This window comes from Pandoraea morbifera (genome assembly GCF_902459575.1).
GTDB classification, from domain to species: domain Bacteria; phylum Pseudomonadota; class Gammaproteobacteria; order Burkholderiales; family Burkholderiaceae; genus Pandoraea; species Pandoraea morbifera.
The window spans coordinates 45,498-69,028 of record NZ_CABPSD010000012.1 but is presented as its reverse complement, the minus strand read 5'-3'; the positions used below and the strand labels follow the sequence as shown (position 1 = coordinate 69,028).

The 23,531-nt window shown below is 63.8% G+C and carries 19 protein-coding genes and 1 pseudogene; 13 read left to right on the top strand and 7 right to left on the bottom strand.

Annotation, left to right across the window (positions count from 1 at the left end; genetic code table 11):
• Positions 1–255: 255 nt before the first annotated feature.
• Entirely contained in the window at positions 256–924 is a 669-nt protein-coding gene (yihA, locus tag PMO31116_RS18470) for a ribosome biogenesis GTP-binding protein YihA/YsxC (RefSeq protein ID WP_023593842.1), read from the bottom strand.
• A 298-nt stretch (positions 925–1,222) separates the two neighbouring features.
• Here yihA and PMO31116_RS18465 point away from each other — a divergent pair, with 298 nt between their 5' ends.
• The 5 genes from PMO31116_RS18465 (at position 1,223) to PMO31116_RS18445 (ending at position 7,396) form a co-directional block, all read left to right on the top strand.
• Positions 1,223–1,879, top strand: coding sequence for a c-type cytochrome (locus PMO31116_RS18465; RefSeq protein WP_150567992.1), 657 nt, complete (start codon positions 1,223–1,225; stop codon positions 1,877–1,879).
• 165 nt (positions 1,880–2,044) lie between these two features.
• Complete coding sequence (locus tag PMO31116_RS18460; RefSeq protein WP_246185371.1) at positions 2,045–4,180, top strand: cytochrome c biogenesis protein ResB; 2,136 nt, start codon at positions 2,045–2,047, stop codon at positions 4,178–4,180.
• 11 nt (positions 4,181–4,191) lie between these two features.
• A complete protein-coding gene (gene ccsB / locus PMO31116_RS18455; protein WP_150567991.1) occupies positions 4,192–5,376 on the top strand; it encodes a c-type cytochrome biogenesis protein CcsB in 1,185 nt (394 codons plus the stop codon).
• Between the two features lie 284 nt (positions 5,377–5,660).
• Positions 5,661–6,662: a protein-methionine-sulfoxide reductase catalytic subunit MsrP gene (msrP, locus tag PMO31116_RS18450; RefSeq protein ID WP_150567990.1), complete on the top strand. Its 1,002-nt coding sequence runs from the start codon at positions 5,661–5,663 to the stop codon at positions 6,660–6,662.
• Positions 6,663–6,691: 29 nt separating this feature from the next.
• A complete protein-coding gene (locus PMO31116_RS18445; protein WP_150567989.1) occupies positions 6,692–7,396 on the top strand; it encodes a protein-methionine-sulfoxide reductase heme-binding subunit MsrQ in 705 nt (234 codons plus the stop codon).
• A 30-nt stretch (positions 7,397–7,426) separates the two neighbouring features.
• On the opposite strand, the gene lysA is transcribed toward PMO31116_RS18445, so the two are convergent.
• Together lysA and lptM are read right to left on the bottom strand one after the other, a co-directional pair.
• Positions 7,427–8,695 (bottom strand): diaminopimelate decarboxylase, encoded by a 1,269-nt coding sequence (lysA, locus tag PMO31116_RS18440; RefSeq protein WP_150567988.1) that lies wholly within the window; start codon positions 8,693–8,695, stop codon positions 7,427–7,429.
• A 124-nt stretch (positions 8,696–8,819) separates the two neighbouring features.
• Positions 8,820–9,047 (bottom strand): LPS translocon maturation chaperone LptM, encoded by a 228-nt coding sequence (lptM, locus tag PMO31116_RS24465; RefSeq protein WP_425494812.1) that lies wholly within the window; start codon positions 9,045–9,047, stop codon positions 8,820–8,822.
• A 57-nt stretch (positions 9,048–9,104) separates the two neighbouring features.
• Here lptM and cyaY point away from each other — a divergent pair, with 57 nt between their 5' ends.
• The gene (cyaY, locus tag PMO31116_RS18435) at positions 9,105–9,425 is read left to right on the top strand and encodes an iron donor protein CyaY (protein ID WP_150567987.1); all 321 of its coding nucleotides are present in this window, start codon (positions 9,105–9,107) and stop codon (positions 9,423–9,425) included.
• 94 nt (positions 9,426–9,519) lie between these two features.
• On the opposite strand, the gene PMO31116_RS18430 is transcribed toward cyaY, so the two are convergent.
• Complete coding sequence (locus tag PMO31116_RS18430; protein ID WP_150567986.1) at positions 9,520–11,967, bottom strand: penicillin-binding protein 1A; 2,448 nt, start codon at positions 11,965–11,967, stop codon at positions 9,520–9,522.
• A 245-nt stretch (positions 11,968–12,212) separates the two neighbouring features.
• Here PMO31116_RS18430 and pilM point away from each other — a divergent pair, with 245 nt between their 5' ends.
• From pilM to PMO31116_RS18400, 6 genes and pseudogenes are all read left to right on the top strand, one after another.
• Positions 12,213–13,262, top strand: coding sequence for a type IV pilus biogenesis protein PilM (pilM, locus tag PMO31116_RS18425; RefSeq protein ID WP_150567985.1), 1,050 nt, complete (start codon positions 12,213–12,215; stop codon positions 13,260–13,262).
• Positions 13,253–13,918: a hypothetical protein gene (locus PMO31116_RS18420; RefSeq protein ID WP_150567984.1), complete on the top strand. Its 666-nt coding sequence runs from the start codon at positions 13,253–13,255 to the stop codon at positions 13,916–13,918. Before pilM ends, PMO31116_RS18420 begins: the two co-directional genes overlap by 10 nt.
• A gap of 28 nt (positions 13,919–13,946) precedes the next feature.
• Positions 13,947–16,559, top strand: a complete 2,613-nt coding sequence (gene pilQ / locus PMO31116_RS18415; protein WP_174971462.1) for a type IV pilus secretin PilQ — start codon at positions 13,947–13,949, stop codon at positions 16,557–16,559.
• Positions 16,465–16,983, top strand: a pseudogene (locus tag PMO31116_RS18410) (shikimate kinase); the annotation flags it as partial. The gene pilQ and the pseudogene PMO31116_RS18410, both read left to right, overlap by 95 nt.
• Positions 16,984–17,288: 305 nt before the next feature.
• Positions 17,289–18,365: a 3-dehydroquinate synthase gene (aroB, locus tag PMO31116_RS18405; protein WP_150567982.1), complete on the top strand. Its 1,077-nt coding sequence runs from the start codon at positions 17,289–17,291 to the stop codon at positions 18,363–18,365.
• A 16-nt stretch (positions 18,366–18,381) separates the two neighbouring features.
• The gene (locus tag PMO31116_RS18400; RefSeq protein ID WP_150567981.1) at positions 18,382–19,518 is read left to right on the top strand and encodes a deoxyguanosinetriphosphate triphosphohydrolase; all 1,137 of its coding nucleotides are present in this window, start codon (positions 18,382–18,384) and stop codon (positions 19,516–19,518) included.
• Between the two features lie 329 nt (positions 19,519–19,847).
• On the opposite strand, the gene PMO31116_RS18395 is transcribed toward PMO31116_RS18400, so the two are convergent.
• The 3 genes from PMO31116_RS18395 to PMO31116_RS18385 all read right to left on the bottom strand — a co-directional run bounded on the left by PMO31116_RS18395 (position 19,848) and on the right by PMO31116_RS18385 (position 22,393).
• Positions 19,848–20,225 carry an ElaB/YgaM/YqjD family protein gene (locus tag PMO31116_RS18395; RefSeq protein WP_023593857.1) on the bottom strand — a complete coding sequence of 126 codons (378 nt, stop codon included), beginning with the start codon at positions 20,223–20,225 and terminating at the stop codon, positions 19,848–19,850.
• Between the two features lie 302 nt (positions 20,226–20,527).
• On the bottom strand, positions 20,528–21,277 hold the full coding sequence (locus PMO31116_RS18390) for an OmpW/AlkL family protein (protein WP_150567980.1): 750 nt from the start codon (positions 21,275–21,277) through the stop codon (positions 20,528–20,530).
• Between the two features lie 267 nt (positions 21,278–21,544).
• Positions 21,545–22,393, bottom strand: a complete 849-nt coding sequence (locus PMO31116_RS18385) for an OmpW/AlkL family protein (protein WP_150567979.1) — start codon at positions 22,391–22,393, stop codon at positions 21,545–21,547.
• A gap of 198 nt (positions 22,394–22,591) precedes the next feature.
• On the opposite strand from PMO31116_RS18385, the gene PMO31116_RS18380 reads away from it, so the two are divergent.
• A complete protein-coding gene (locus tag PMO31116_RS18380; protein WP_150567978.1) occupies positions 22,592–23,293 on the top strand; it encodes an REP-associated tyrosine transposase in 702 nt (233 codons plus the stop codon).
• Positions 23,294–23,531: the final 238 nt, after the last annotated feature.

Genomic DNA, 23,531 nt, shown 5'->3' with positions numbered 1-23,531 from the left:
TTAAACCCGCCGTGCCTACACGGCGGTTTTTTTATGTGCGCGCGATTCGTTACGCCGACACCCCCGGCGGCCGGGCATGCCGACCGAGGCGCGTTTGCCTCATCCGTTCGGCCGAGGGGGCGCAATCCGATTGCCCATCCGCCGAATTGCCCGCAAAACCTCGACGCCTCACCTGGGCCAGCCGCGACGATTTGTCGCGTCTGGCTGCATGCCGGGCCGTCTACCTGACGGGGGCGGAGCGCGAGCCCGCCGGGCTTATTTCCTGGCGCCGTCGCGCGCCGGAATGGCCAGCCAATCTTCAAGCACGCGTTGGGCGGCGTCGACGCCGGTGCGTTTGAGCGACGAGAACAGTTGTGCGGTGAACTGTGGCGGCGTATCGGGATCGTCCGACGGCAGGCCATCGGTACGCGGCAAGGCGGCGAAGCGCTTTTGCGTATCGCGCAACACGACCGTCGCTTCCTGGCGCGTGAGCTTGTCGGCCTTGGTCAGGAGTGCGTGGATGGGACGCCCCGTCGGAAGGAACCAGTCGATCAGTTCGCAATCGAGGTCGGTAAACGGTCGGCGCGAGTCCATGACAAGCACGAGGCCGCGCAACTGAGGACGTTGCACCAGATAGTCGCCGAGCAGTTGTTGCCAGTGCACTTTCACACCGCCACCCACTTCGGCGTAGCCGTAGCCTGGCAGGTCGACGAGATAGCCGTAAAGATGCTCCAGGTGGGCGATCTCGAAATAGTTGATGTGTTGCGTGCGACCCGGCGTCTTGCTCGAGAACGCCAGGCGCTTCTGATTGCACAGGATGTTCAGCGCGCTGGACTTGCCCGCGTTCGAGCGACCCGCGAAGGCGACCTCGGGCACGGCCGTGGGCGGCAGGTCGCGCAGATGATTGACGGTCGTGAAGAAGCGGGCTTGATGAAGTAGGGACATGGCGGAGACCGGGGAGCGCCGCAGCCACCGAAACCAGGCTGCAACGCGGGCGCAGGCACGCAGGACGGCGAATCGAGTCGCTCACCGGCGAGAGGCCGGGAAGCCCCATTCTGCGGCCTTCTACATGGAAATCCCCTAAAGCCGGGGAAAGTCTTTATTGTACAATATGAAAGTTAACCTTGGCCTTGCCAAGGGCTGCCTGAACGTCTCGCGCGCCGTGAGGTTGGAGGAGAAACACGGCGTCGGACGGTGAGTTCGAACGACCGATTTCCCGACAAAACAGATATAAGGTGTGCGAATGAACCGAGGAGTGTGGAAGTCTCTCGCTGCAACACCGTTGGCGCTGGCATGCTTTCTTCTGAGCGGCGCCGCACAAGCCGCCGACCCTCAGGCGCCCGCCAAGCCGGACCTGAACCGCGGACAGGCAATCGCCACCCAGGTCTGCGCCGCCTGTCATGCGGCGGACGGCAACAGTACTGGCGGTGCTTATCCGAAGCTCGCCGGACAGCACGCCGAATACCTGGACAAGCAACTCCACGATTTCAAGGCACAGCCCGGCAAGACTGCCGCGCGCAACAATCCGATCATGGCCGGCATGGTCGCGGCACTCTCCGATCAGGACATGCGCAACGTGTCGGCCTACTTCGCCTCGCAGACACCCAAGCCCGGCGCGGCCCGCAACAAGGACACGGTGGCGCTCGGCCAGAAGATCTACCGCGGCGGCATTGCGGACAAGGGCGTGCCTGCCTGTGCTTCGTGCCATGGCCCGACCGGTGCCGGCATGCCCGCGCAATATCCGCGCTTGTCCGGCCAATGGGCGGAATACACCGCTGCCCAACTCGTGGCGTTCCGCAGCGGCGCGCGTGCCAACAACGTGCCCATGCATGATGTCAGCTCGCGCCTGTCGGACAATGAAATCAAGGCGGTCGCGGATTACATCGCTGGTTTGCACTGATCGGCGTGCGCTGCCCTGACACCATGTGAACGTCGGGGTATATTCGCTGACTTATAACGAAACCAGCTGCGGCGCCGCAGGGCGACCGGATCGAACTGGTTTAGCATACACAGGGTGGCGGGCGCGTGAGACGCGTCCCCGCCCTTTTTTGTTGTCGGAAACAGGATGAGCATCAGTACCTCCGGAATGCAGATCAAGGGCGCGCAACGATGGGTGCGCGACGGCGTCGAGCTGGTCAGCTCGATGCGCTTCGCCATCAGCCTGCTCACCGTGCTCGCGATTGCCAGCATCGTCGGCACCGTGCTCAAGCAAGGCGACCCTTATCCCAACTACGTCAATCAGTTCGGTCCGTTCTGGGCCGACGTCTTCCGCTCGCTCGGCCTGTACACGGTCTACAGCTCGTGGTGGTTTCTGCTGATCCTGTTTTTCCTGATGGCGTCGACGACGCTGTGCATTGTGCGCAATGCGCCGAAGATGATTGTCGATATTCGCAGTTGGCGCGATCACGTGCGCGAGGGCAGTCTGCGCGCCTTTGGTCACAAAGGGGAATTCAACGGACCTGCCCCGCGCGGCGAACTCGTGCCGCGTCTTACGCATTACCTCGGACGTCGCGGCTATCGGTTCGTCGTTCGCGAGCGCGACGGCGCCACGCTCGTCGCCGCCAAGGCCGGCGCGATCAACAAGATCGGCTATATCTTCGCGCACAGCGCGATCGTGATCATTTGCCTGGGCGGGCTCGTCGACAGCGATCTGCTGATTCGCGTTCAGATGGCGCTGTTCGGCAAGTCGCCGCTGCAGGGCAATGCGGTGATCGCCCAGATTCCGGAGTCGCACCGTCTCTCGCCGAACAATCCGGCATTTCGCGGTTACGCCTTCGTGCCGGAAGGCGGCAAGTCGAACACCGCGATTCTGAATTTCCAGGACGGCTCGGTGGTCCAGGATCTTCCGTTCTCGATCGAGCTGAAGAAATTTCACGTCGACTACTACTCGACGGGTATGCCGAAGCTGTTTGCGAGCGACATCGTGGTGACCGACCCCGAGACCGGCAAGACGATGGATGCCACGGTGAAGGTCAACGAGCCGTTCATCTACAAGGGCGTGGCGATCTACCAGTCGAGCTTCGAAGACGGTGGTAGCAAGCTGAAGCTCACCGGTTACCCGATGCGGGGCGCGTCGGACCGTACGTTCGCCTTCTCGGGCGACGTCGGTGGCTCGACCCAACTGCGCGGCGCGGCGGCGGCCAAGGACGAATACACCATCGAATTCAGCGATTTCCGCGCCATCAACGTCGAAAACATCAGCAACGGCAATGGCGAGCGCGACGCTCGAGGCGTGGCTCGCAAGTCGCTGCGCGAAGAAATGGGCAAGCAGCTGGGCTCGGGCGCACGCACCGATCTGGGCAAGGACCTGCGCAATGTCGGTCCGTCGGTGCAATACAAGGTTCGCGACCGCAGCGGCCAGGCGAAGGAATACCGCAACTACATGCTGCCGATCCTCATGGGCGACGGCGAGCGCGTGTTCATGACGGGGGTGCGCGACACGCCGGACGGTCCGTTCCAGTACCTGCGCATTCCGGCGGATGCGGACGGTTCCGTGAAGCAATGGATGATGATCCGGGCCGCGCTGCAGGACGACGCGGCGCGCGCCGAGGCCGCTCGCCGTTTCGCCGCGGAGTCGCTGCCGTCGCAAACGTCGACCGAACTGCGCAAACAGTTGCAGGAGAGCACCAAGCGCGAGCTGGATCTGTTTGCCGGCGTGATCCCGGCAAGCAAAAACAGTCAGGCGCGCGGCGGCCTGCAAGCGATCGCGGAATTCGTGAACGAAAAGGTGCCGCAGGATCAGCAATCGAGCGCCGCGGACATGTTCCGCCGCATTCTCGACGGCGCGATCTGGCAGTTGTGGCAGGTTGCCCGTGAGCAGGCGGGGTTGCCGGCCGTCACGCCGTCGCCGCAGACGGAGCTGTTCGTACACACGGCCACCAACGCGCTGTCGGACAACTTCCTGTACGACGCCCCCGTCTTCCTGCAACTGGACTCGTTCGACCAGATCCAGGCGAGCGTCTTCCAGCTCACTCGCTCGCCGGGGAAAAAGATCGTGTATCTTGGCAGCTTGCTGCTGGTGCTCGGTATTTTCTCGATGTTCTATGTGCGCGAGCGGCGTCTGTGGCTGTGGCTCAAGGACACGCCGGAAGGTGGGAGTTCGGTATTGATGGCGGTGTCGACCACGCGCCGTACACTGGATTTCGAAAAGGAATTCGCCCGCACGAAGGCGGAAATCGACGAGATCGTCACAAAACGATGAGGGTGAGACAGATGGAGTTATCGCAAAGCTATTCGGAGGCCTCGTGGCTGCGTCGCCGCAGCATCGGCGACTGGCTGTTCGCGCTGGCGCTGGCCCTGGGCGCGGGCTTTGCCCTCAACCGCTACGGCCACTACATGGATTACTACGAGCACACGATTCTGGTGCTCGCGGTGCCGACGTTCGCGGCGCTCGGGTGGCACTGGCGCGCCGTGCGGTGGTTGATGGCCGGCATCGCCATCCTCGCGCTGTCCGGCATCGGGATGTATCACCATGAGCTGGCGCGCGCGGATCAGGCATTCTTCCTCAAGTACTTCCTCTCTAGCCAGTCCGCCATCCTGTGGATGAGCGCGCTGTTCTTCCTGTCGACCCTTTTCTACTGGGGCGGGCTCCTCGCGCGCTCGCCGTTCGGCGCGAGCGTCGGCTCGGCGCTGTGCTGGTCGGCCGTATTGCTCGGTTTTACCGGCATGATGGTGCGCTGGTACGAGTCTTACCTCGTTGGGGCCGACGTCGGTCACATCCCCATTTCGAACCTTTACGAAGTGTTCGTGCTGTTCTGCCTGATTACGGCGCTGTTCTATCTGTATTACGAGCATCGCTACGAAACGCGTTCGCTCGGCCCGTTCGTGCTGCTGGTGATCAGTGCGGCGGTCGGTTTCAACCTCTGGTACAGCGTAGCGCGCAGCGCCTACGAGATTCAGCCGTTGGTGCCGGCCTTGCAGAGCTGGTGGATGAAGATCCACGTGCCGGCCAACTTCATCGGTTACGGCACGTTTGCGCTCGCTGCCATGGTGGCCGTGGCGTACCTGCTCAAGTCGGGCGAGAACAAGCGTCTGGCGGCGGCCGGCAAGCCGCTCGACAGCGGGTTCTTCTCGTCGCGACTGCCGTCGCTCGAGTTGCTCGACGACGTGATGTACAAGGCGATTGCCGTCGGTTTCGCCTTCTTCACCATCGCAACGATCCTCGGCGCGCTGTGGGCCGCCGACGCGTGGGGCGGTTACTGGAGCTGGGACCCGAAGGAGACCTGGGCCCTGATCGTCTGGCTGAACTACGCGGCGTGGCTGCACATGCGTTTGATGAAGGGGTTGCGCGGTGTGGTGGCCGCCTGGTGGTCGTTGACCGGGCTGCTGATCACGACGTTTGCCTTCCTCGGCGTGAACATGTTCCTCTCCGGGTTGCATAGCTACGGCCAGCTCTGACGCACGCATGCAGGCGGGCGCGATCGGGTCGTCCCCAGGCGCGCCTCGCAAGCTGCATCGGAAAGCCGCCGCGCGTTGTTGCCGGCGGCTTTTTTTCGTGACGCCATGTGATCGTTTGCCGTGGCTTATGATTGGCGCACGCGACGCGGCGAACGCGGGGAACATTGGGCCTGCGGCATCCGTCTCAGTGTGCAAGAGTGGACCGGAATACCGCGCCATGTGGGCGAGGTTGCGATGCCGTTGTTTCCTTGGATGAAACGGGCGCGCGTCAGGAGAGAGTCATCATGAGCACGCATCAACGCAAACTTCGCGGTGGGGATATCCCGGCGAGCAGCATCACGCCACGCGAGATCGCCACAGGGCGGCGGCGCTTCCTGAAGGCGTCCGGCGTGGGGTTGACCGGTTGGGGTACTGCCGCGGCACTTGGCGTGTTGGCACAAACCGACGCGCTGGCGGCAGACAGTCCGGGCACCGGTCTGGCCAGACTGAGTGCCACGCGCAACACGCGCTACGTCGTGACCGACAAGCCGACCGACATCAAGGACGTCACCACCTACAACAACTTCTACGAGTTCGGCACGGACAAGTCCGATCCTGCGCGGTACGCCGGCACGCTCAAGCCGCGTCCGTGGCAGATCGCGGTCGAAGGCGAAGTCAGGCAGCCCAGGGTGTACGACATCGACGCACTGCTCAAGCTCGCTCCGCTCGAAGAGCGCGTCTACCGCCACCGCTGTGTGGAGGGATGGTCGATGGTGATCCCGTGGATCGGTTATTCGCTCTCGGCGCTCATCAAACAGGTGCAGCCGACGGGCAATGCCCGGTACGTGGAATTCGTCACCCTTGCCGATCCCAGGCAGATGCCGGGTTTGTCGTACCCGGTGCTGAGCTGGCCGTATGTGGAAGGGCTGCGCATGGACGAGGCGATGCACCCGCTCGCCCTGCTGACGTTCGGCTTGTACGGCGAGGTGTTGCCGAACCAGAATGGCGCACCGGTGCGCATGGTTATCCCGTGGAAATACGGCTTCAAGAGCGCGAAATCCATTGTGAAAATCCGCTTCGTGGAAAAGATGCCGCTCACCAGCTGGAATCGCGCCGCACCCGATGAGTATGGCTTCTATTCCAACGTCAACCCCGAGGTGGATCACCCGCGCTGGAGCCAGGCGACGGAGCGTCGCATTGGCGAGGGGGGCATCTTCACGCCCAAGCGCAAGACGCTGATGTTCAACGGGTATGGCGAGCAGGTTGCCAGCCTGTACCAGGGCATGGACCTGCGGAAATTCTTCTGATCGCTTCCAACCTTTCGAGTCGACGCGACGTGTCAGGCACTCCCTCCAAGCCCGGCGACGCCTCCCACGCCCCTCGTGCCGGCGTCGCGAGTGGCCACCGCTCGCGTACCGCACAGCGTGGGTCGCCATGGATCAAGGTCCTGGTGTTCGCGTTGGCGCTTGCGCCGCTGCTGCGGCTCGTCGTCTACGGCGCGACTGACCGATTGGGGGCGAATCCGGTGGAGTTCATCACCCGCTCGACGGGCACGTGGACGCTCGTCCTGTTATGCGTGACGCTGGCCGTTTCACCGGTGCGGCGCCTGTCGCCGCGACTGGCGTGGCTGCTGCGGTGCCGTCGGATGCTCGGGCTTTTCGCCTTTTTCTATGCTGCGTTGCATTTCACGACGTACTTCTGGCTGGATCAATGGTTCGATTGGAGCGGCATCCTGCGCGACGTCTCGGGCAAGCGTCCGTTCATTACGGTGGGATTTGCCGCGTTCGTGCTGATGGTGCCGCTCGCGCTGACATCGCCGCATGCGATGGTGCGATGGCTCGGCGGGCGGCGCTGGCAGCGTCTGCATCGCCTGATCTACGCGATCGCCGTGCTGGCGATCCTGCACTACTGGTGGATGAAGGCGGGCAAGAACGATCTTGCCCAGCCGACGATCTATGCGGTCGTGGTGGCGGTGCTCCTGGGCGCACGTCTGATTGGATTCGGGCGCCGTCGGGCGTCCCGGGTAGCACCAACGGACTGACCGCCGGCGGGCCAGTCCGTTGGCGCGGAGTCACGCGTTGCCGGGCAGCAGTCGTTCGCCGGCAAACAGCGATTCGATCGTCTCGCGCTCGCGCACGAGATAGGCGTCGGTGCCGTCGACCATCACTTCGGCGGCGCGTGGACGCGTGTTGTAGTTCGAGCTCATCGTGAAGCCGTAGGCGCCGGCCGAACGAATCGCGAGCAAATCGCCCGGAGCAATGGCCAGGGCGCGATCGCGGCCGAGCCAGTCACCGCTTTCGCAAACCGGGCCCACGACGTCGTAGGTCATTCCGTCGGACGCCCGACGCGTGACCGGATCGATTCCGTGATAAGCCTCGTACATCGCCGGGCGCGCCAGATCGTTCATTGCCGCGTCGACGATGGCGAAGTTCTTCGTCTCACCGTGCTTGAGAAATTCCACTCGCGTGAGTAACACGCCGGCATTGCCCACAAGCGAGCGACCCGGTTCGAAGAGCACCTGGCGATGGCCGTGGCCGCGCTTGGCGATGTGGTCGAGTACCGTGGTCGCGAATGCCGTGATGTTCGGCGGCGTTTCATCGGTATAGGTGATGCCCAGTCCCCCGCCCACGTCGATGTGATGCAGCGAGATGCCCGCGGCTTCGAGCTTCTCGACCAGATCGAGCACCTTGTCGGTGGCATCGAGATACGGTGAGATTTCCGTGATCTGTGAACCGATGTGGCAATCGATCCCGACGACTTCGAGATGCGGCATGGCTGCGGCGGCACGATAGGCGTCGAAGGCTTCTTCGTAGGCGACGCCGAACTTATTGCCGCGCAGGCCAGTCGAGATATACGGATGCGTCTTTGCGTCGACGTTCGGATTCACGCGCAGCGACACACGCGCGCGCTTGCCGACTTGCCCGGCCACCTCGTTGAGACGGTCCAGTTCCGGGCGCGACTCCACGTTGAAGCAGAACACGTCCTTCTCGAGTGCGTAGCGCATCTCGTCCGCATGCTTGCCGACGCCCGAGAAGACGGTGCGCTTCGGGTCTCCGCCGGCGGCGATCACGCGCGCGAGTTCACCCGCCGAAACGATATCGAATCCCGCGCCGAGTTTCGCAAATACGCCGAGCACCGCCAGGTTCGAATTGGCCTTGGCGGCGTAATGCACCGTGGCATTTCGGCCTTCGCAAGCCTTGGTGTAGGCCAGGTAGGCGTTCGTCAGAGCCGCCTTCGAGTAGACGTAGAGCGGCGTGCCGAAACGCTCGGCGAGCTCGGGCAGGGCGACGCCCTCGGCGTGGAGAACGTCGTCGCGGTAGGAGAAATTGGCGTCGGACATCGCGGAAACTCGGTAGTCAAAGGGTTCGCCGCCCGGGCGGCGAAGGGAGGCCGGGCGCGGCAGGAATTGCATTCGCGTGCCTGCCGACGCTGGCCGGCGCCGGGTGATGCCGGCGTGTGCCAGTTTATTCGGGTTTGGCTGCCGGGAGCGAAGCCGCCGGCGGTACCTCGACCGACGGTCCGCGCTGGGGCTCGGGCACGCGCACTGGCGGAGGCAGCGGCTCGCCCGGGGGCGGTGTCGGTTTCACCGGACGTGCGGGGATATACAGCGGCCCGGCCTGCCCACAACCGGCCAACACGCTCAAAAGGGCAATCGACGCTACAATCGCGCAGGTTCGAATAGGTGCAGTCATGGGGGTATCGCCGCGTGGTGCGGCATGCAAGCGATGACGCAAACCGTGGAGTTTAGCATGACGGAAAGTGAATTCCTGGCGCTCGCCGAGGCAGTGCTGACGCAGGTGGAGGCCGCTGTCGAAGACGGCGATGTGGACATCGACTGCGAGCGCTCGGGCAACGTGCTGACGCTTGAATTTCAGGATCGCAGCAAAATCATCGTCAATCTGCAAACGCCGATGAGTGAGATCTGGGTTGCCGCGCGCTCGGGCGGCTTCCATTTCCGATTGAAGGGTGACGAGTGGCGCGATACGCGCGACGACACCGAGTTGTTCGAGGCGCTCTCGCGCTTCGCCACGCAGCAGGCCGGCGAGACGGTAACGCTGAAGTCCGACTGACGGAACCATCAGGGCGCAGGCCCCGGATCCACCGGGGCACTGGGCCGCAAAGCGGTCCCGGACAGGCCGGGACCCTCGGAATCGCACAGGCCCGTCAGGGCTTGCTGTTGAACATGTCCAGAATACGCTGACGTTCCTGCCGGTCCACAGGTGCGGGTGACGGACCCGGTTGCGCCGGCATCTGGCCCGGCAGCGTTCCCGTCGACGGGCCGGGTGCGGCCGACCCGTCCGGTGTGGTATCCGCGCTCAGGCCGACCGTGCTGACGGCGCGACCCGGCGGATAGTCGTCGTAGAAGTAATCCCCGTTGGCCTGAATGACCCCGGGCGGCATGGCTCGCGTCGATTCCGGCACCCCGCGCAGCGCCTTCGACATGTAGTTGATCCAGATCGGCAATGCCAGACCACCGCCCGTTTCGCGATCGCCCAGGTTGCGTGGCTGATCGAAGCCAATCCACGCCACGCCGACCAGTTGCGACTGATAGCCCGCGAACCAGGCATCGTGTGAATCGTTCGTCGTTCCGGTCTTGCCTGCAAGGTCGCTGCGCTTGAGCACGTTGGTCTTGGCCGCTGTGCCTCGCGTGGCCACGTCGTGCAGCATCGAGTTCATGATGAACGCGTTGCGCGCAGGAATCGCCCGGATCGTTTCATCCCCCGCCGTCGCCGGCTTCTCTTCCATGATGACGTTGCCCTTCGAGTCCGTGATGCGCGCCACGATGAACGGATTCACGCGGAAGCCGCCATTGGCGAACACCGCATACGCGCTTGCCATCTGTAGCGGCGTGACCATGCCGGCGCCCAGGGCCATCGGCAGATAGGCCGGATGCTTGTCGGCCTCGAAGCCGAATCGGCCGATGAATTTCTGTGCGTAGGCCGGCGTGATGCTCTGCAGAATCCGGATCGACACGAGGTTGCGCGAGCGCATCAGCGCAACGCGCATCGGCATCGGGCCTTCGAATCCGCCGCCGTAGTTCTTCGGCTCCCACGGTTGCCCGCCGGTCTGTGCCGCCGTGAAATACAGCGGGCCGTCGTTGATGATCGTGGCCGGTGCGAAGCCCTTCTCGAGCGCAGCCGAGTAGATGAACGGCTTGAAGCTCGACCCCGGTTGGCGCCACGCCTGCGTCACGTGGTTGAATTTGTTGCGATTGAAGTCAAACCCGCCCACGAGTGAACGGATGGCACCGTTTTGCGGGTCGAGCGACACGAACGCGGCCTCGATGTCCGGCATCTGCACGATGCGCCAGTTGTCCTTCTCGTCCTTCGTCACGCGGATCACGGAGCCACGGCGAATCTTCTGCTTCGGCTGTGCCTTGGCGCTCAGGCCAGCCGCCGCAAAGCGAAGGCCGTCGCCGGTTACGGTCACGTCGTCGCCATTCAGGAGCACGGCCTTGACCTGTTGCGGCGACGCGGACAGCACCACGGCGGCCACCATGTCCCCGCTGTCGGGGTGCTCGACGAGCGTGTCGTCGATCAGTTGCTCGCGCTCGTCCTGATCGTCGGGCAGGTCGATATTAGCTTCGGGGCCGCGGTAGCCATGGCGAAGCTCGTAGGCCATCACGCCCGCGCGCAACGCCTCGTAGGCGGCTTCCTGATCGGCTGAGTTGATCGTGGTGTAAACGTTGAAGCCGCGCGTGTAGATCTCGTCCTTGAACTGGGCGTAGAGCAGTTGCCGGACCATTTCGGCGACGTATCCGGCATGGACGCTGAACTCACTGCCCAGGCCGCGGACCACGAGCTCTTGCGCGAGTGCCTGGTCGTACTCGTCCTTCGAGATGTATCCGAGGTCGTACATCCGCTTGAGGATGTATTCCTGACGCACGCGTGCGCGCTTGTAGTTGACGATCGGGTTGTACGCCGACGGGGCTTTCGGCAGACCGGCGAGCATGGCGGCCTCGGCCAGCGTGATGTCCTTGAGGTCCTTGCCGAAGTAGACGCGCGCAGCGCTGGCGAAACCGTACGCGCGTTCGCCCAGATAGATCTGATTCATGTACAGCTCGAGAATCTGATCCTTGGTCAGTCGCGACTCGATCTTGTAGGCGAGCAGGGCCTCGTAGATCTTGCGTGTGTAGGTTTTTTCGCTCGACAGGAAGAAGTTGCGCGCGACCTGCATCGTGATCGTGCTGGCGCCCTGTGCGGAGCCGCCGCGGGCGAAGTTGGCCACGCCCGCGCGGAAGATGCCGATGAAATCGACCCCGCCGTGCTGGTAGAAGCGGTCGTCCTCGATGGCGAGCACGGCCTTCTTCATGACGTCGGGAATGTCGGCGAAGCGCACGAGGTTGCGGCGCTCCTCGCCGAACTCGCCGATCTGGATTTCGTCGGCGGTGTAGATGCGCAGCGGAATCTTCGGCCGGTAGTCGACGATGGTGTCGAGCGACGGCAACTGCGGTGTCATCACCACCAGGATGTACCCCGCGAGCAGCGCGCCACATACGACCATCGCGGCGATCAGGCCAACGAACCAAAGCGCGAGGCGCAGCCAGAGGGAGCGGCGCGGTTTGGGTGGGCGCTTGTCGCGGGGTGTCTCGGTTTGGGGTGTGCTTGCCATGGGGGAACGGGAAAAAGCGATTGGCCGATTATAACGAACGCCCCGCGACTGCCTCCGGCAGAGGCCCGAAATCGGAGCTCGAGCCTATCGTGCTTCGGAGTCTTCCGAGCAAAAAGCGGCACGATTTCCGAAAGCGCTCGGGAAGTGGTCACGTCGCCCGGTGGATTCGGACGCGTCCGATTGGCCTGCCTTTCGGCGCTCGATAGGATCGATTCCATCGACAAACCGGAAGGTGGGAGGAAATCATGATCGAAGCGGTCCTGCAGCGGGTTCGCCGGATGGGAAAGTCCGTGGCGGCGTCGCTGCCGCGTCGTACGGGCGGGGGGTGCGGTATCCACTTTGACGCGGACGGTGTGCATTTCGTTCGCCTGACGCGCATACCGGGCCCGACCCGGTTGCGGGTGGACGCCCATGGGGCAGCCACGCTCGAGGACGGCATGTTGCGCGGGGCGGCGCTCGCCAAGCCGGAAGCGGTGGCGCGCCGTCTCGGGGAACTGCTCGAACGCCTAGGGATGACGGCGCAGGCCATGCGCGACGACGTTGTGGTGACGGCGTTGCCTGTCCATGGACTTAAAACGCAGGTTGTCGACTGTCCGGATGGACTGCCGCCACGTGCGGTTCAGGCCTGGTGTGAACGCCGGGCGGCGCTGCTGCTTCCAGGAGACGGCGATCCGGACCTGCGTCGCCGCGTTGGCGTCACGTGGGCGGAGCCGGGCAGTCATCGACTTCGCCTGTATGCCTGCGATGCCGAGCTGGCCGATGACCGCGTCGCTGTCCTGGAAATGGCCGGATTGCGAGTCCACGCGATCGACGCCGCGCATGAAGCGGGACGCCGGGCGTTCCGATGGGCGAGGCCGCCCGACGAGGACGCGATGGCGCCAGGTCGGGGCGATGTCCCCGTTGCGTTGTTGCAGGTCGATTCGCAGGCTCTGGACCTTTCCGCTTTCGACGGGCAGACCTGCGTCGCGCACGCGCAGGAACGATTCGACGGCGCGGGCGGATCTGCCGATGGGCTGGCCGGCGTCGCCAGGAACGTCTGGGCAAAACTTCCGATCGCGCCAGGCGCGATGTATGTAACGACAAGCGGCGCCAGCCCGGCGGCGCTCGTGGCGATCTGCGATGCGCTTGCTGCGGCGTGCGGTGTGCCGGTGCGTCCTTTCGATCCGCTTCGACGATTCGGCGGCGCGGCGACGAGCGACGTCAGACGGCCGACGTTCGCTCAGCGCACCGCGCTCGCCGTGCCTTGTGGGCTGGCATTGCGAGCCATGACCATGCAGGGGGTGCCATGCGATTGAAGACGACACTGGTGCCGCTCGATTTCCTTCCTACCCTGGCGCAACGACGTCGCCGGGAATTTCGACGGCAATGGCGGTGCTGGGCCGGTGTGGCCGCGTGCGGCGCACTCACCGCCATGGCGCCGATCATGCACGACCGCTATCGGACGGCCGAGGCGCGGGCGCAGCTGATGGCGGTGCGATCGGCGTCTGAGGCGCTGCGCGGCGAGTCCGCGGCGTTCGACATGACCTCGCGAACACTGGCCGCGATAGAAGCGCATCGCCGCGCCGCGGTGGCTTTGATCGAGCGGCGCGAACCGGTGGCACGTCGATTGCTCGACGTGATGCTCGCCTGCGCCGACGGCGTGCGTCTGACGGTGGTGAAGACCGGAGATGGCCAACTGCGCGTCGAGGGATATGCGACCACGCAATCGCGCGTGCGCGAGACGCAGAAGCGACTGCGAACCCTGACATGGGTCCGCAAGGTCGTGGAGTTGGAATCGAGCGTTGTGCCTCACAGCGTGACGCGTCAGTGGTCGGGGGCGGCGAATGACGTGGTGATGCCGAATATTCGCCGGTTCGCGTTGCGGCTGGAACTGAAGCCGATGCCGACGACGGCCTCGTCGGCGATCGACATGGACGTGATCTCGCGCGAGGAGGTTCCGAATGCACGGTGATTCGAATCCGCCGGATGACGTGCGGGACATGCTCCATGAGGTAAAGGATCGATGGCGTGCGCACTGGCACGCCTGGATGTCGGTGCCGCCGGCCGAGTGGCCGCGCGCGGTGCGCTGGGGACTCGCCGGGGCGGCATGGGCCATCGGATTGGCGCTCGCGTGGTCGATCTGGTGGCTGGTCGGACTGCCCGCCCGTGCGACCTTGCAGAAGGAGCTGGCCGTCGCGCAACAAGTGCTCGATCGCGCCAACCATGCGGCACGCCGTTTGCCGACATTGATGCAGACGTTGCGCGACGCACAGGCGCAAGCCATGGCATGGAGACGTCTGCTGCCGGCGGCGGACGTCGGGCCGACATCCGGTGCGGTGGCGTCAACCGGCGACGATGATTCGTCTGGGCCGAGCGATGATCCACAGTCGGGATGGCGCACCGATCTCGAGAGGCTTCTCGCCCGTTCCGGGTTGACGCTGAGCTCGGCCAGGCCGGGCCCCTCCGCTTCGAAGGGCGAGATCGAACTGGAGCGAGCCGAAATGCGCGTTCAGGGCGAGGTGGCGCAACTGCTTCGCTGGCTGGCAGAGATTGATCAGACACCGCGCCACCTTGCCGTCGAGCGGTTCTCGTTGGAGGGGGCGGGCATGGGGGCGTTGAGCGAGGCGCCGTCGACGTTGACGATCACGGTGGCCGCCTACCGCTGGCGCCGGCCTGCCGATCTTGTTCCCCGATCCGGAGGGCAGCCGTTGCCCGCACTTCCCGAGCCGTCGCCGCCATGGCAGATGCCGCAGGACACGGTTGACGTCTTTCGCGCCCCGCTCACGCGTCGCCCCGCACAGGACGCGGTCACGATGGCGGCTTCCGGGCCGGCAGCCCCAGCCGCAACCCCCGTGGGCGCCATGCGCGCTGGATCGCGGCGTGTGGTCTTGCGGCAAACGTCTGCGGCGGGACTCGCGGCGACATGGAGCGACGTATTGCCACCGCGAGGCAACGGCGTGCGCGTGGAGGGGGGAGGGGTCACGCACGGCGAAGACGCCGGGGATGTCGACGTGACCCTCCACGGCGTGCCGGCGGCCGACGCATTGCGGGCGTTCGCGCGTCTGACCGGGCGCAGCATCGTGATCGGAGAGCACGTTGCGGGGCGTATCGACATGGAGGTGAAGGGCGTGACTGCGGCGACGGCTTTCGACGTGATGGTCCGCAGCGCAGGCCTGGGCGTGCAATCGGTGAACGGCGTGGACTGGGTCGCGCCACGTGCCGATCTGCTGGCCGACGAACAAACGCGACTGGAAGCGGCGTTCAAGCGCGAAGCGCTGCTCCCGCTGGCGAGCCGCCGCTTCGTCCTGAACTATCCGCGAGCGCTGGCACTTCGGGAAATCATCCTGGGAGAGAAGGACAGCAAGGGGCAACGTCTGCTGTCGCCACGAGGCAATCTGATTGCCGACCCACGGACCAACCAGTTGTTCGTGACCGACCTGCCGGAGAAACTCGAAGCGCTGGCGTCGTTCATCGCGCGGATCGATGTGCCTGTCAGGCAAGTGCTGATCGAAGCGCGAATCGTCGAGGCCGACGATCGGTTCAGCGAATCGCTCGGCGTCCGATTGGCCGCACGCGACGGAGGCGCTGTCGGTCAGGCTCGCGGCACGGGGGCGGGATCGGGCGGCGGATCGGGAACTTCGCGCGATGCCGCCGGCGGCCAGGGGGCGCGCGGCGAGTCTGGCGCAGACGACCGCTTAAGGGGCAGCGGCGTCGACATCGGACTGTCGGCGGCGGCGCTGGCGGGGGTCGTGCCGCCGAGCCTGGCGATCACGCTGTTCGGTCGGTCGGCGACGCGCTTTCTGCAACTGGAACTCTCGGCGCTGGAAACGTCGGGGCGTGGACGCGTCGTGTCGCGCCCGCGAATCGTGACGGCTGACAAGATTCAGGCGGTCATCGAGCAAGGCACGGAATTGCCCTATCAAACCCGCAGCGGTCGGCGCAGCGCCGCGTCGATTCAGTTCCGCAAGGCGACGCTGCGGCTGGAGGTCACGCCCCTGATTACGCCGGACGGTCAGGTGATTCTGGATGTCGACGTGCGCAAGGATAGTGTGGGTCAGCAGGTGGCCGAGGGATTCGCCGTGGACACCCGGCACGTCAAGACCCAGGTGCAGGTCGAAAACGGCGGTACCGTCGCGATCGGCGGCATCTATCAGGAGGAGCGCCGGGACCGTCGTGCCAGCGTGCCCTGGTTGGGCGATGTGCCGCTGCTCGGGGCGTTGTTCCGCAATCGATCCAACGAAGACCGGCGCACGGAATTGCTGGTGTTTCTCACGCCAAGCGTGGTGCCGGGCAGCGTGCCGGACGAGGCCGGGGCCATGCCTACGCCGTCACAGGTGCCACCCCGAGAGACGTCGGGCGCCGCGCCGGGGCCGACGACAACCCCGTCGTCCCCGTCGCAGGACGACCTGCCGACGGGACACCGTCGCCTTACCGGTGCGCTCTTCGAGGCGACGCGTTCCGCACGCCCGACGCATATCCCGGTATTATCGGGGGTTGGAACCCAAATATCAGCGATTTATGCTGGAAAACGTAATACTTGTCGGACTGATGGGGGCGGGCAAGACCACGGTTGGACGCGCGGTGGCACGACGTCTGGGACGGCAGTTCTATGACTCCGACCACGAGATCGAGGCGCGCACGGGCGTGCGCATTCCGGTCATCTTCGAGCACGAAGGCGAAGACGGTTTTCGTCAGCGCGAAGCCCAGACCATCGACGAACTCACCCAACGCAGCGGTATCGTGCTCGCCACTGGCGGGGGGGCGGTGCTGCGCGCGGAAAATCGCGAGCGCATCAAGACGCGCGGTACGGTCGTTTATTTGCGGGCGAATCCGCACGATCTCTGGCTGCGGACCCGCCGCGACAAAAACCGGCCGCTGTTGCAGACGGCCGATCCGCGCGCGCGCCTCGAGCGACTGTTCCAGGAGCGCGATGCGCTCTATCGCGAGTGCGCCACGTTCGTCATCGAAACCGGTCGGCCGAGCGTCAATGCGCTCGTCAATATGGTGTTGATGCAACTGGAGATGGCAGGGATCGTGCCGAATCTTCCGGAGCACTCGCAAACGGCGCACGAGGTGAACGAAGCGCAGGATGCGCAGCGCGCCGGGCAGGTCGCGGCGGCGGGCTCGGCAGATACGTCACATGTGGCGGACTTGGCGACAGAAGCCACGAACCCGGCGGGCGAAGTGCGCGATCCGATGCATCCCACCGGTCACGACGACATCGGGAATACGCCCGTGCCACCGTCCCGTGATACCTTCCCCCGCTAGGAAACGCCAATAGGCCAACAGTCGCGGCTCGACGTCGATGCCGCGCGGCAACGCTGAACATGACAACAAGCGGCATGATTACCCTCAAACTGGATCTGGGCGAGCGCGGTTACCCCATTCACATCGGTACCGACCTGCTCTCGCAGGACGCGCTGTTCGCGCCGCACGTGCGTGGCACGCACGCCGTGATCGTCACGAATACGACCGTGGCGCCGCTCTATGCCGAGCGCGTCGCGCAGACGTTGCAACGTCTGGGCAAGCGCGTGGTCACGGCGGTGCTCCCCGATGGCGAAAAGCACAAGAACTGGCAAACCCTCAACCTGATCTTTGACGAACTCCTCGGGGCCCAGGCGGATCGCAAGGCCACGCTGATCGCGCTGGGCGGTGGTGTCGTGGGCGACATGACCGGGTTTGCCGCCGCCTGCTATATGCGCGGGGTGCCATTCGTGCAGGTGCCGACCACGTTGCTGTCGCAGGTCGACTCCTCGGTTGGCGGCAAGACCGGCATCAACCATCCGCTCGGCAAGAACATGATCGGCGCCTTCTGGCAGCCCAGCGCCGTGCTGGCCGACATCGGCACGCTCTCCACGCTGCCCGATCGCGAACTCGCGGCCGGTATGGCGGAAGTGATCAAACACGGGGCGATTGCCGACGAAAAGTACTTCGACTGGATCGAAGCGAATATCGGCGCACTGAATGCTCGCGACACCGATGCACTCATTCACGCGGTGCAACGCTCCTGCGAGATCAAGGCCCAGGTGGTGGCGAGCGATGAGCGCGAGCAAGGACTGCGCGCCACGCTGAACTTCGGTCATACGTTCGGTCATGCCATCGAGGCAGGCCTTGGCTATGGGGAGTGGTTGCACGGTGAGGCCGTGGGTTGCGGCATGGTCATGGGGGCCGACCTGTCCGCCCGGCTGGGTTTCATCGACGACGCGCTCGTGGCCCGCATCAAGGCGCTGGTGGCCGCAGCCAAGTTGCCGGTCACCGGCCCGGACCTTGGTGAAGACCGCTATATCGAACTGATGCGCGTCGACAAGAAGGCTGAAGGCGGCGATATTCGATTCGTGTTGCTCAATCGGTTGGGGCAGGCGTTCATGACGACGGCGCCCGAGGCTGACCTGCGCGCGACGTTGCGCGCCAACGTCTGAGGAAGGAGGGCGGGCGATGATCGATTACGAAGCGTCGCTTGCCTCATACGCGGCGCGCTCGAGTGCGTCGCGCGGACGACGTTTCGCGGAACCGGCGCCGGCCACGCGCACCGAATTCCAGCGCGATCGGGATCGCATCATCCACTCGACGGCTTTCCGGCGCCTCGAATACAAGACGCAGGTATTCGTGAATCACGAAGGCGATCTGTTTCGCACGCGTCTCACCCATAGTCTCGAAGTCGCCCAGATCGGCCGGTCGATCGCAAGAAATCTGCGTGTCAATGAAGATCTGGTCGAGGCGATCGCGCTGGCCCACGATCTGGGTCATACCCCGTTCGGTCACGCCGGGCAGGATGCGCTCAATGCCTGCATGCACGAATTCGGCGGTTTCGAGCACAATCTGCAGAGTTTGATCGTCGTCGATGAACTCGAGGAGCATTACGGCGGCTTCAACGGGCTGAATCTTAGCTTCGAGACACGCGAGGGCATTCTGAAGCACTGTTCGCGAGCGAATGCCCGAAACCTCGGCGAGCTTGGCGAGCGCTTCCTCAAGGGCCGCCAGCCAGGCATCGAGGCGCAGATCGCTAATCTCGCGGACGAGATCGCCTACAACAACCACGATATCGACGATGGCGTACGCTCGGGCCTCATTTCGCTCGAGCAACTCGATGACGTCCCGCTCTGGGCCCGGTATTGCTCGGAGTCGCGACAAGCGTGGCCGGAAATTTCCGGCCGTCGCCTGGTACATGAGACAACGCGCCGGATCATCAACGCGTTGATTGTCGATTTGATCTCCACCACGCGCCAGCGCGTCGCGGACGCCTCGCCGTTTTCCATGGACGACGTGCGCGGCGCTGGGCCGTTGGTGGCATTCAGCGACACCATGCGCGAGCATGCCGGGCAGCTCAAACGGTTCCTGTTCGACAATCTTTACCGGCACTATCTCGTCATGCGCATGGCGGCGAAGGCGCAGCGCATCGTGCAGGAACTGTTCGATGCTTTCCTCAACGATCCGCGCCTGTTGCCGCCGGCGTACCGCACGGAAGACCCCAATGAGCAACCGCGCTGGATCGCGCACTACATCGCGGGAATGACGGACCGGTACGCGATCAAAGAGTACCGCCGGCTTTTCGCCATCGAGCCGACGCTTTGAGGATTCCCGGGGCGCATCCAGCCGGCATGTGATCGGCAGTGATTGGGGACGGTCGAAGGCGACGGCATTCGCGCTGTCGGCGCAGGTGCCTTTCGATGGAAGATGACAGGCAAGCCGACCGAGATTCGACGGCGCGTAGATGGCAGAGATTTGCCGCCAACCTGAACATTGACGTCCAGCGGATGGCGCGGCGCACCGTTCCAAAAAAGCAGCCGGCATTTGCCGGCTGCTTTCATTTTTGCACCCCCTCAGGCGCGGCCGCACCGGGCGCCGCGCGACCGAAGCGTTAGCCCAGGTCGGCCGGGAGAATGCACACATCCTGCGTCATGTCAGCTTCGTCCCGCGATGAAGCCGAGCACCAGCGCCACTGCGGCCACGGCACCCAGCGTCTGCCAGGGTCGCTCGTGGACATAACCGTCCGCTTCCTCCCAGACTTCGTTCGCACGAAGACGCAGGTTGGCGCGGGCATCGCCGAATTCGCTGCGTGCCTGACGCAGCTTGTCGCCAATTTCAGCGCGCAGCGCTTCGACGTCGGATGCCGATTTGGCGTTGGACAATGCGTGATCGAGATCGTCGAGCAGATCGCGCACTCGCGAGGAGACATCGCCGGTGGCCAGACGCGCCGCGCGAGCCGTCCGGCGTCCGGCAAATCGTGCGTCTTCCAGTCCGCTATTCAGTGCCGCTTCAGCTTTCGAGGCAATTCCCATTTTCACACTCCCAGTAGGTGGTATTGAAATGCGGTGCTCGGACGGCTCGGGGGAGAGATGTCGAGACCGGTGGAACCCTGAGGCGAGCGGCCATTATGGCGCGACCATTCGCCGACGTACATCATCACAGACCTGTCAGGAATGTCGAAGGTTGCGGCGTTTTGGCTGAAAATCGTGTGAGAAAGCGCCGACATCGGGCCAGAATGCGAAAACGCCGCACGGGGCGGCGTTTTCTGGGTCGCTCGGCGCGACTTTTGTCGTCTCGGAGCGGCTCGGATGCGAAAGGCGTATACCGGCGCGGCTTAGAAGCGGTAGCCCAGCGACAGGAAAGTCACCACCGGGTTCAGCTTGACCTTGGCTTCGCTGGTGGTCACGATCGGGCCACGCGTCGTGGTCAGCTTGGCCGTGGTGCTCACCGGGATGTACGACACGGAGAAAGCGAGGGTCCAGTGCTTGTCCATGTTGTAGTTGATACCGGCGTTGAACACGGGGGCCCACGAGTTCGTCAGCTTGGCCGTGGTGTTGCCACCGGGGCCGCCGGTCAGCGCGTTGCTTGCGAGCGACTGGAAGCCAGGTGTCAGCTCAATGTTCGAGTACCAGAAGTAGCTCGCACCGATACCGACGAACGGACGCCATTTGTCGTTGGCCTGGCCGAAATAGTATTTCAGCAACAGTGCCGGGCTCCACTGCTTGGCCGAGGCCAGCGAACCGCCACCCGGCAGGGCGAGGGCGCCTTGACCGTAAAGGCGGAACTTCGGCGGCAGACCCATCACGGCTTCGACGGCCACGTTGTCAGTGAAGAAGTGGGCGAACGTAAGGCCGACCGTATCGGCATCGTCGACCTGGGCGCCCGTGCTGCCCAGACGGCTGTTCACGAGAGCGGGCAGGCCCGGCACGTTCGACCCTGTGACATGCAGCGGATCACTGGAAACCTGGGGCGAGAGGTGGAACCAGCCAAGGTTGACAACGTTATCGCCGGCTTGCTGTGCGAACGCGGCCCCCGATGCCGTCAGCATGGCCACGGCAGCAATCGTCAAATGCTTCAACTTCATCGATTCGTCTCCTGCTCAAGATTCTTTATTGTCGAGAATTTCGTTAAATGAAATTCAGGGCCATTATGCCGACGGTGCATAGCCGCGGATAGCAAGAGTCTGGAGGCGGCGCTCTAAAGGTGTTGTATCCACGCATCGGCTCATGGAATGCCCCTAGGAAAAAGCGCTGGACGAAAGAAAAGCGTGCCCTTATATGTCAGGCACGCTTTTAGGAATTCACTGCGGAGTCCGATATGCTGGGCGCAACCCGCGTCCCGCACGCTGAGTTTAGAACTTGTAGCCGAGCGATACGAAGGTCACAATCGGATTCAGTTTGATCTCGGCGTCCGAAGAGGAAAGCACCGTGCCGTCCTGCGCCTTGATCTTGATGTTTGCCGTGGTCTTGAGCGGCACGTAGGAGACGGAGGCGCTCGCGACCCAGTGCTTGTCGAAGGCGTAGGAAAAGCCGGCATTGAAAACCGGTTGCCACGACGCCGACGACTTCGCTTCGACGCTCGTCGGTCCGTTGTGACCGGAAGTGAATGCGAGCACACTGCCGAAATTCTGATTCAGCGCCGCTTCAAAACTGGGATTGAGATTGACGTTCGTGAAGAACGTATAACTCACACCGATTCCGAGAAAGGGGCGCCACGCCGAATTGGCTTGTCCGAAGTAATACTGCAATACCAGCGCCGGACTCCATTGACGCACGCTTTGCACGATCGGGTTGTTTTGTGGCGCGCCCAGGTCGATACTCGTCAGCGCGCCGGCCAGCCCCGGCGGCGCGATGACGCCCTGGCCAGTGAGCTTGAACTTGGCGGGAATGCCGGCCACTGTCTGCAGGGCGATGTTGTCGGTGAAGAAGTGGGTGACCACGAGCCCGAGCGTATCGGCGTTGCTGACCTTGGCGCCGCTGCCGGGCGAGGTGAAGCTCGACGGCACGAGGCCCGGTGTGATGCCCTCCTGCGTGACGCTGGTCGTCATGGGTTTGCTGGAGTCTTGCGGGGCGATGTGAAACCATCCGAGGTTGACGACGTTGTCGCCGGCCTGCTGTGCACTGGCGTCGGGGGACGCCAGGGAAATGCCGAGTCCGAGCGCGCACAGGCACGCCGCGGACCGATAGGTCCGAATTGTCATTTGTCTATCCTCCCAAGATTATTTATTTATTTTTCGATGCATTATGCGCTTGGGATTTCGTCGCGCAATCGTCGGATCTAGAGTTTTTGTACGAATCAACGGGGTTTGGCGAGATATCAGTATTTAAAGAGTTTTTTCGAGTCGAAATTATCTTTTGAATCGTGATATCGAGCTTTAAAGCATTACATTTGAATCCGCATGGCCCGATTACCGCGACTATTTATTCCGCGCCAGCCGCAGCACGTGATTCTGCGCGGCAATAACCGGCAGTCGATCTTCGTCGACGACGAGGACCGGCGCGTCTTCCATGATCGATTGCGCGATGCCGCGCGCGCGCACGGTTTGGCGATCCATGCGTGGTGCATGATGCCGAACCACCTGCATCTGGTGGTCACGCCAGCCGACGAGCGCAGCCTGCCCGCGACATTGCAGGCCGTCGGCCGCTACTACGTGCTGTATTTCAACCGACGACACCAGCGCACCGGCACGTTGTGGGAAGGCCGGTATCGCGCCACCGTGATCGAAGCCGAGCATTACCTGCTGCTCGCGAGCCGGTACGTCGAGCTCAACCCGGTGCGTGCCGGACTCGTCGACTCGCCTGGCAGCTATGCGTGGTCCAGCTACAACCATCACGTCGGCGTAACCGTCGACAGCCTGGTCACCGACCACGCGCTTTACTGGGCGCTGGGCAATACGCCGTTCGAGCGTCAGCGCGCCTACGCAGAAGGGTTCTCGATCCCGTTGCCGGCGCACGAAGTCGACGCACTGCGTACAGCCACGCAAAAGGGCTGGCTGCTCGGCGGCCCCGAGTATCAGGCGCGCATGGCGCTCGCCGCCAACCGCCGTGTGAGTCCTCTCACGCGCGGCCGTCCTCGCAAGGTCGTGCCCGACGCCCGCTGAAGCCCTTTCCCGGCAGGTCGCCCCTGGCCTGCCGGGCTCCCCCAAGTTTTTGAAATCACGGAATTTTTTGGCGAGTCTCGTTCAGATGAACTTTATCTGACCCTATTAAAATAAAGCCTTCTTTTGGTGCGGTTTTTTAATGGAATCTGACCCTATTAAAATATTTTGTCATTGTGAATTTCATGGCGTATATTCCAACTTCGGCCGATTGGTGCGATGCGCAAAAGCGTGCGCGCTG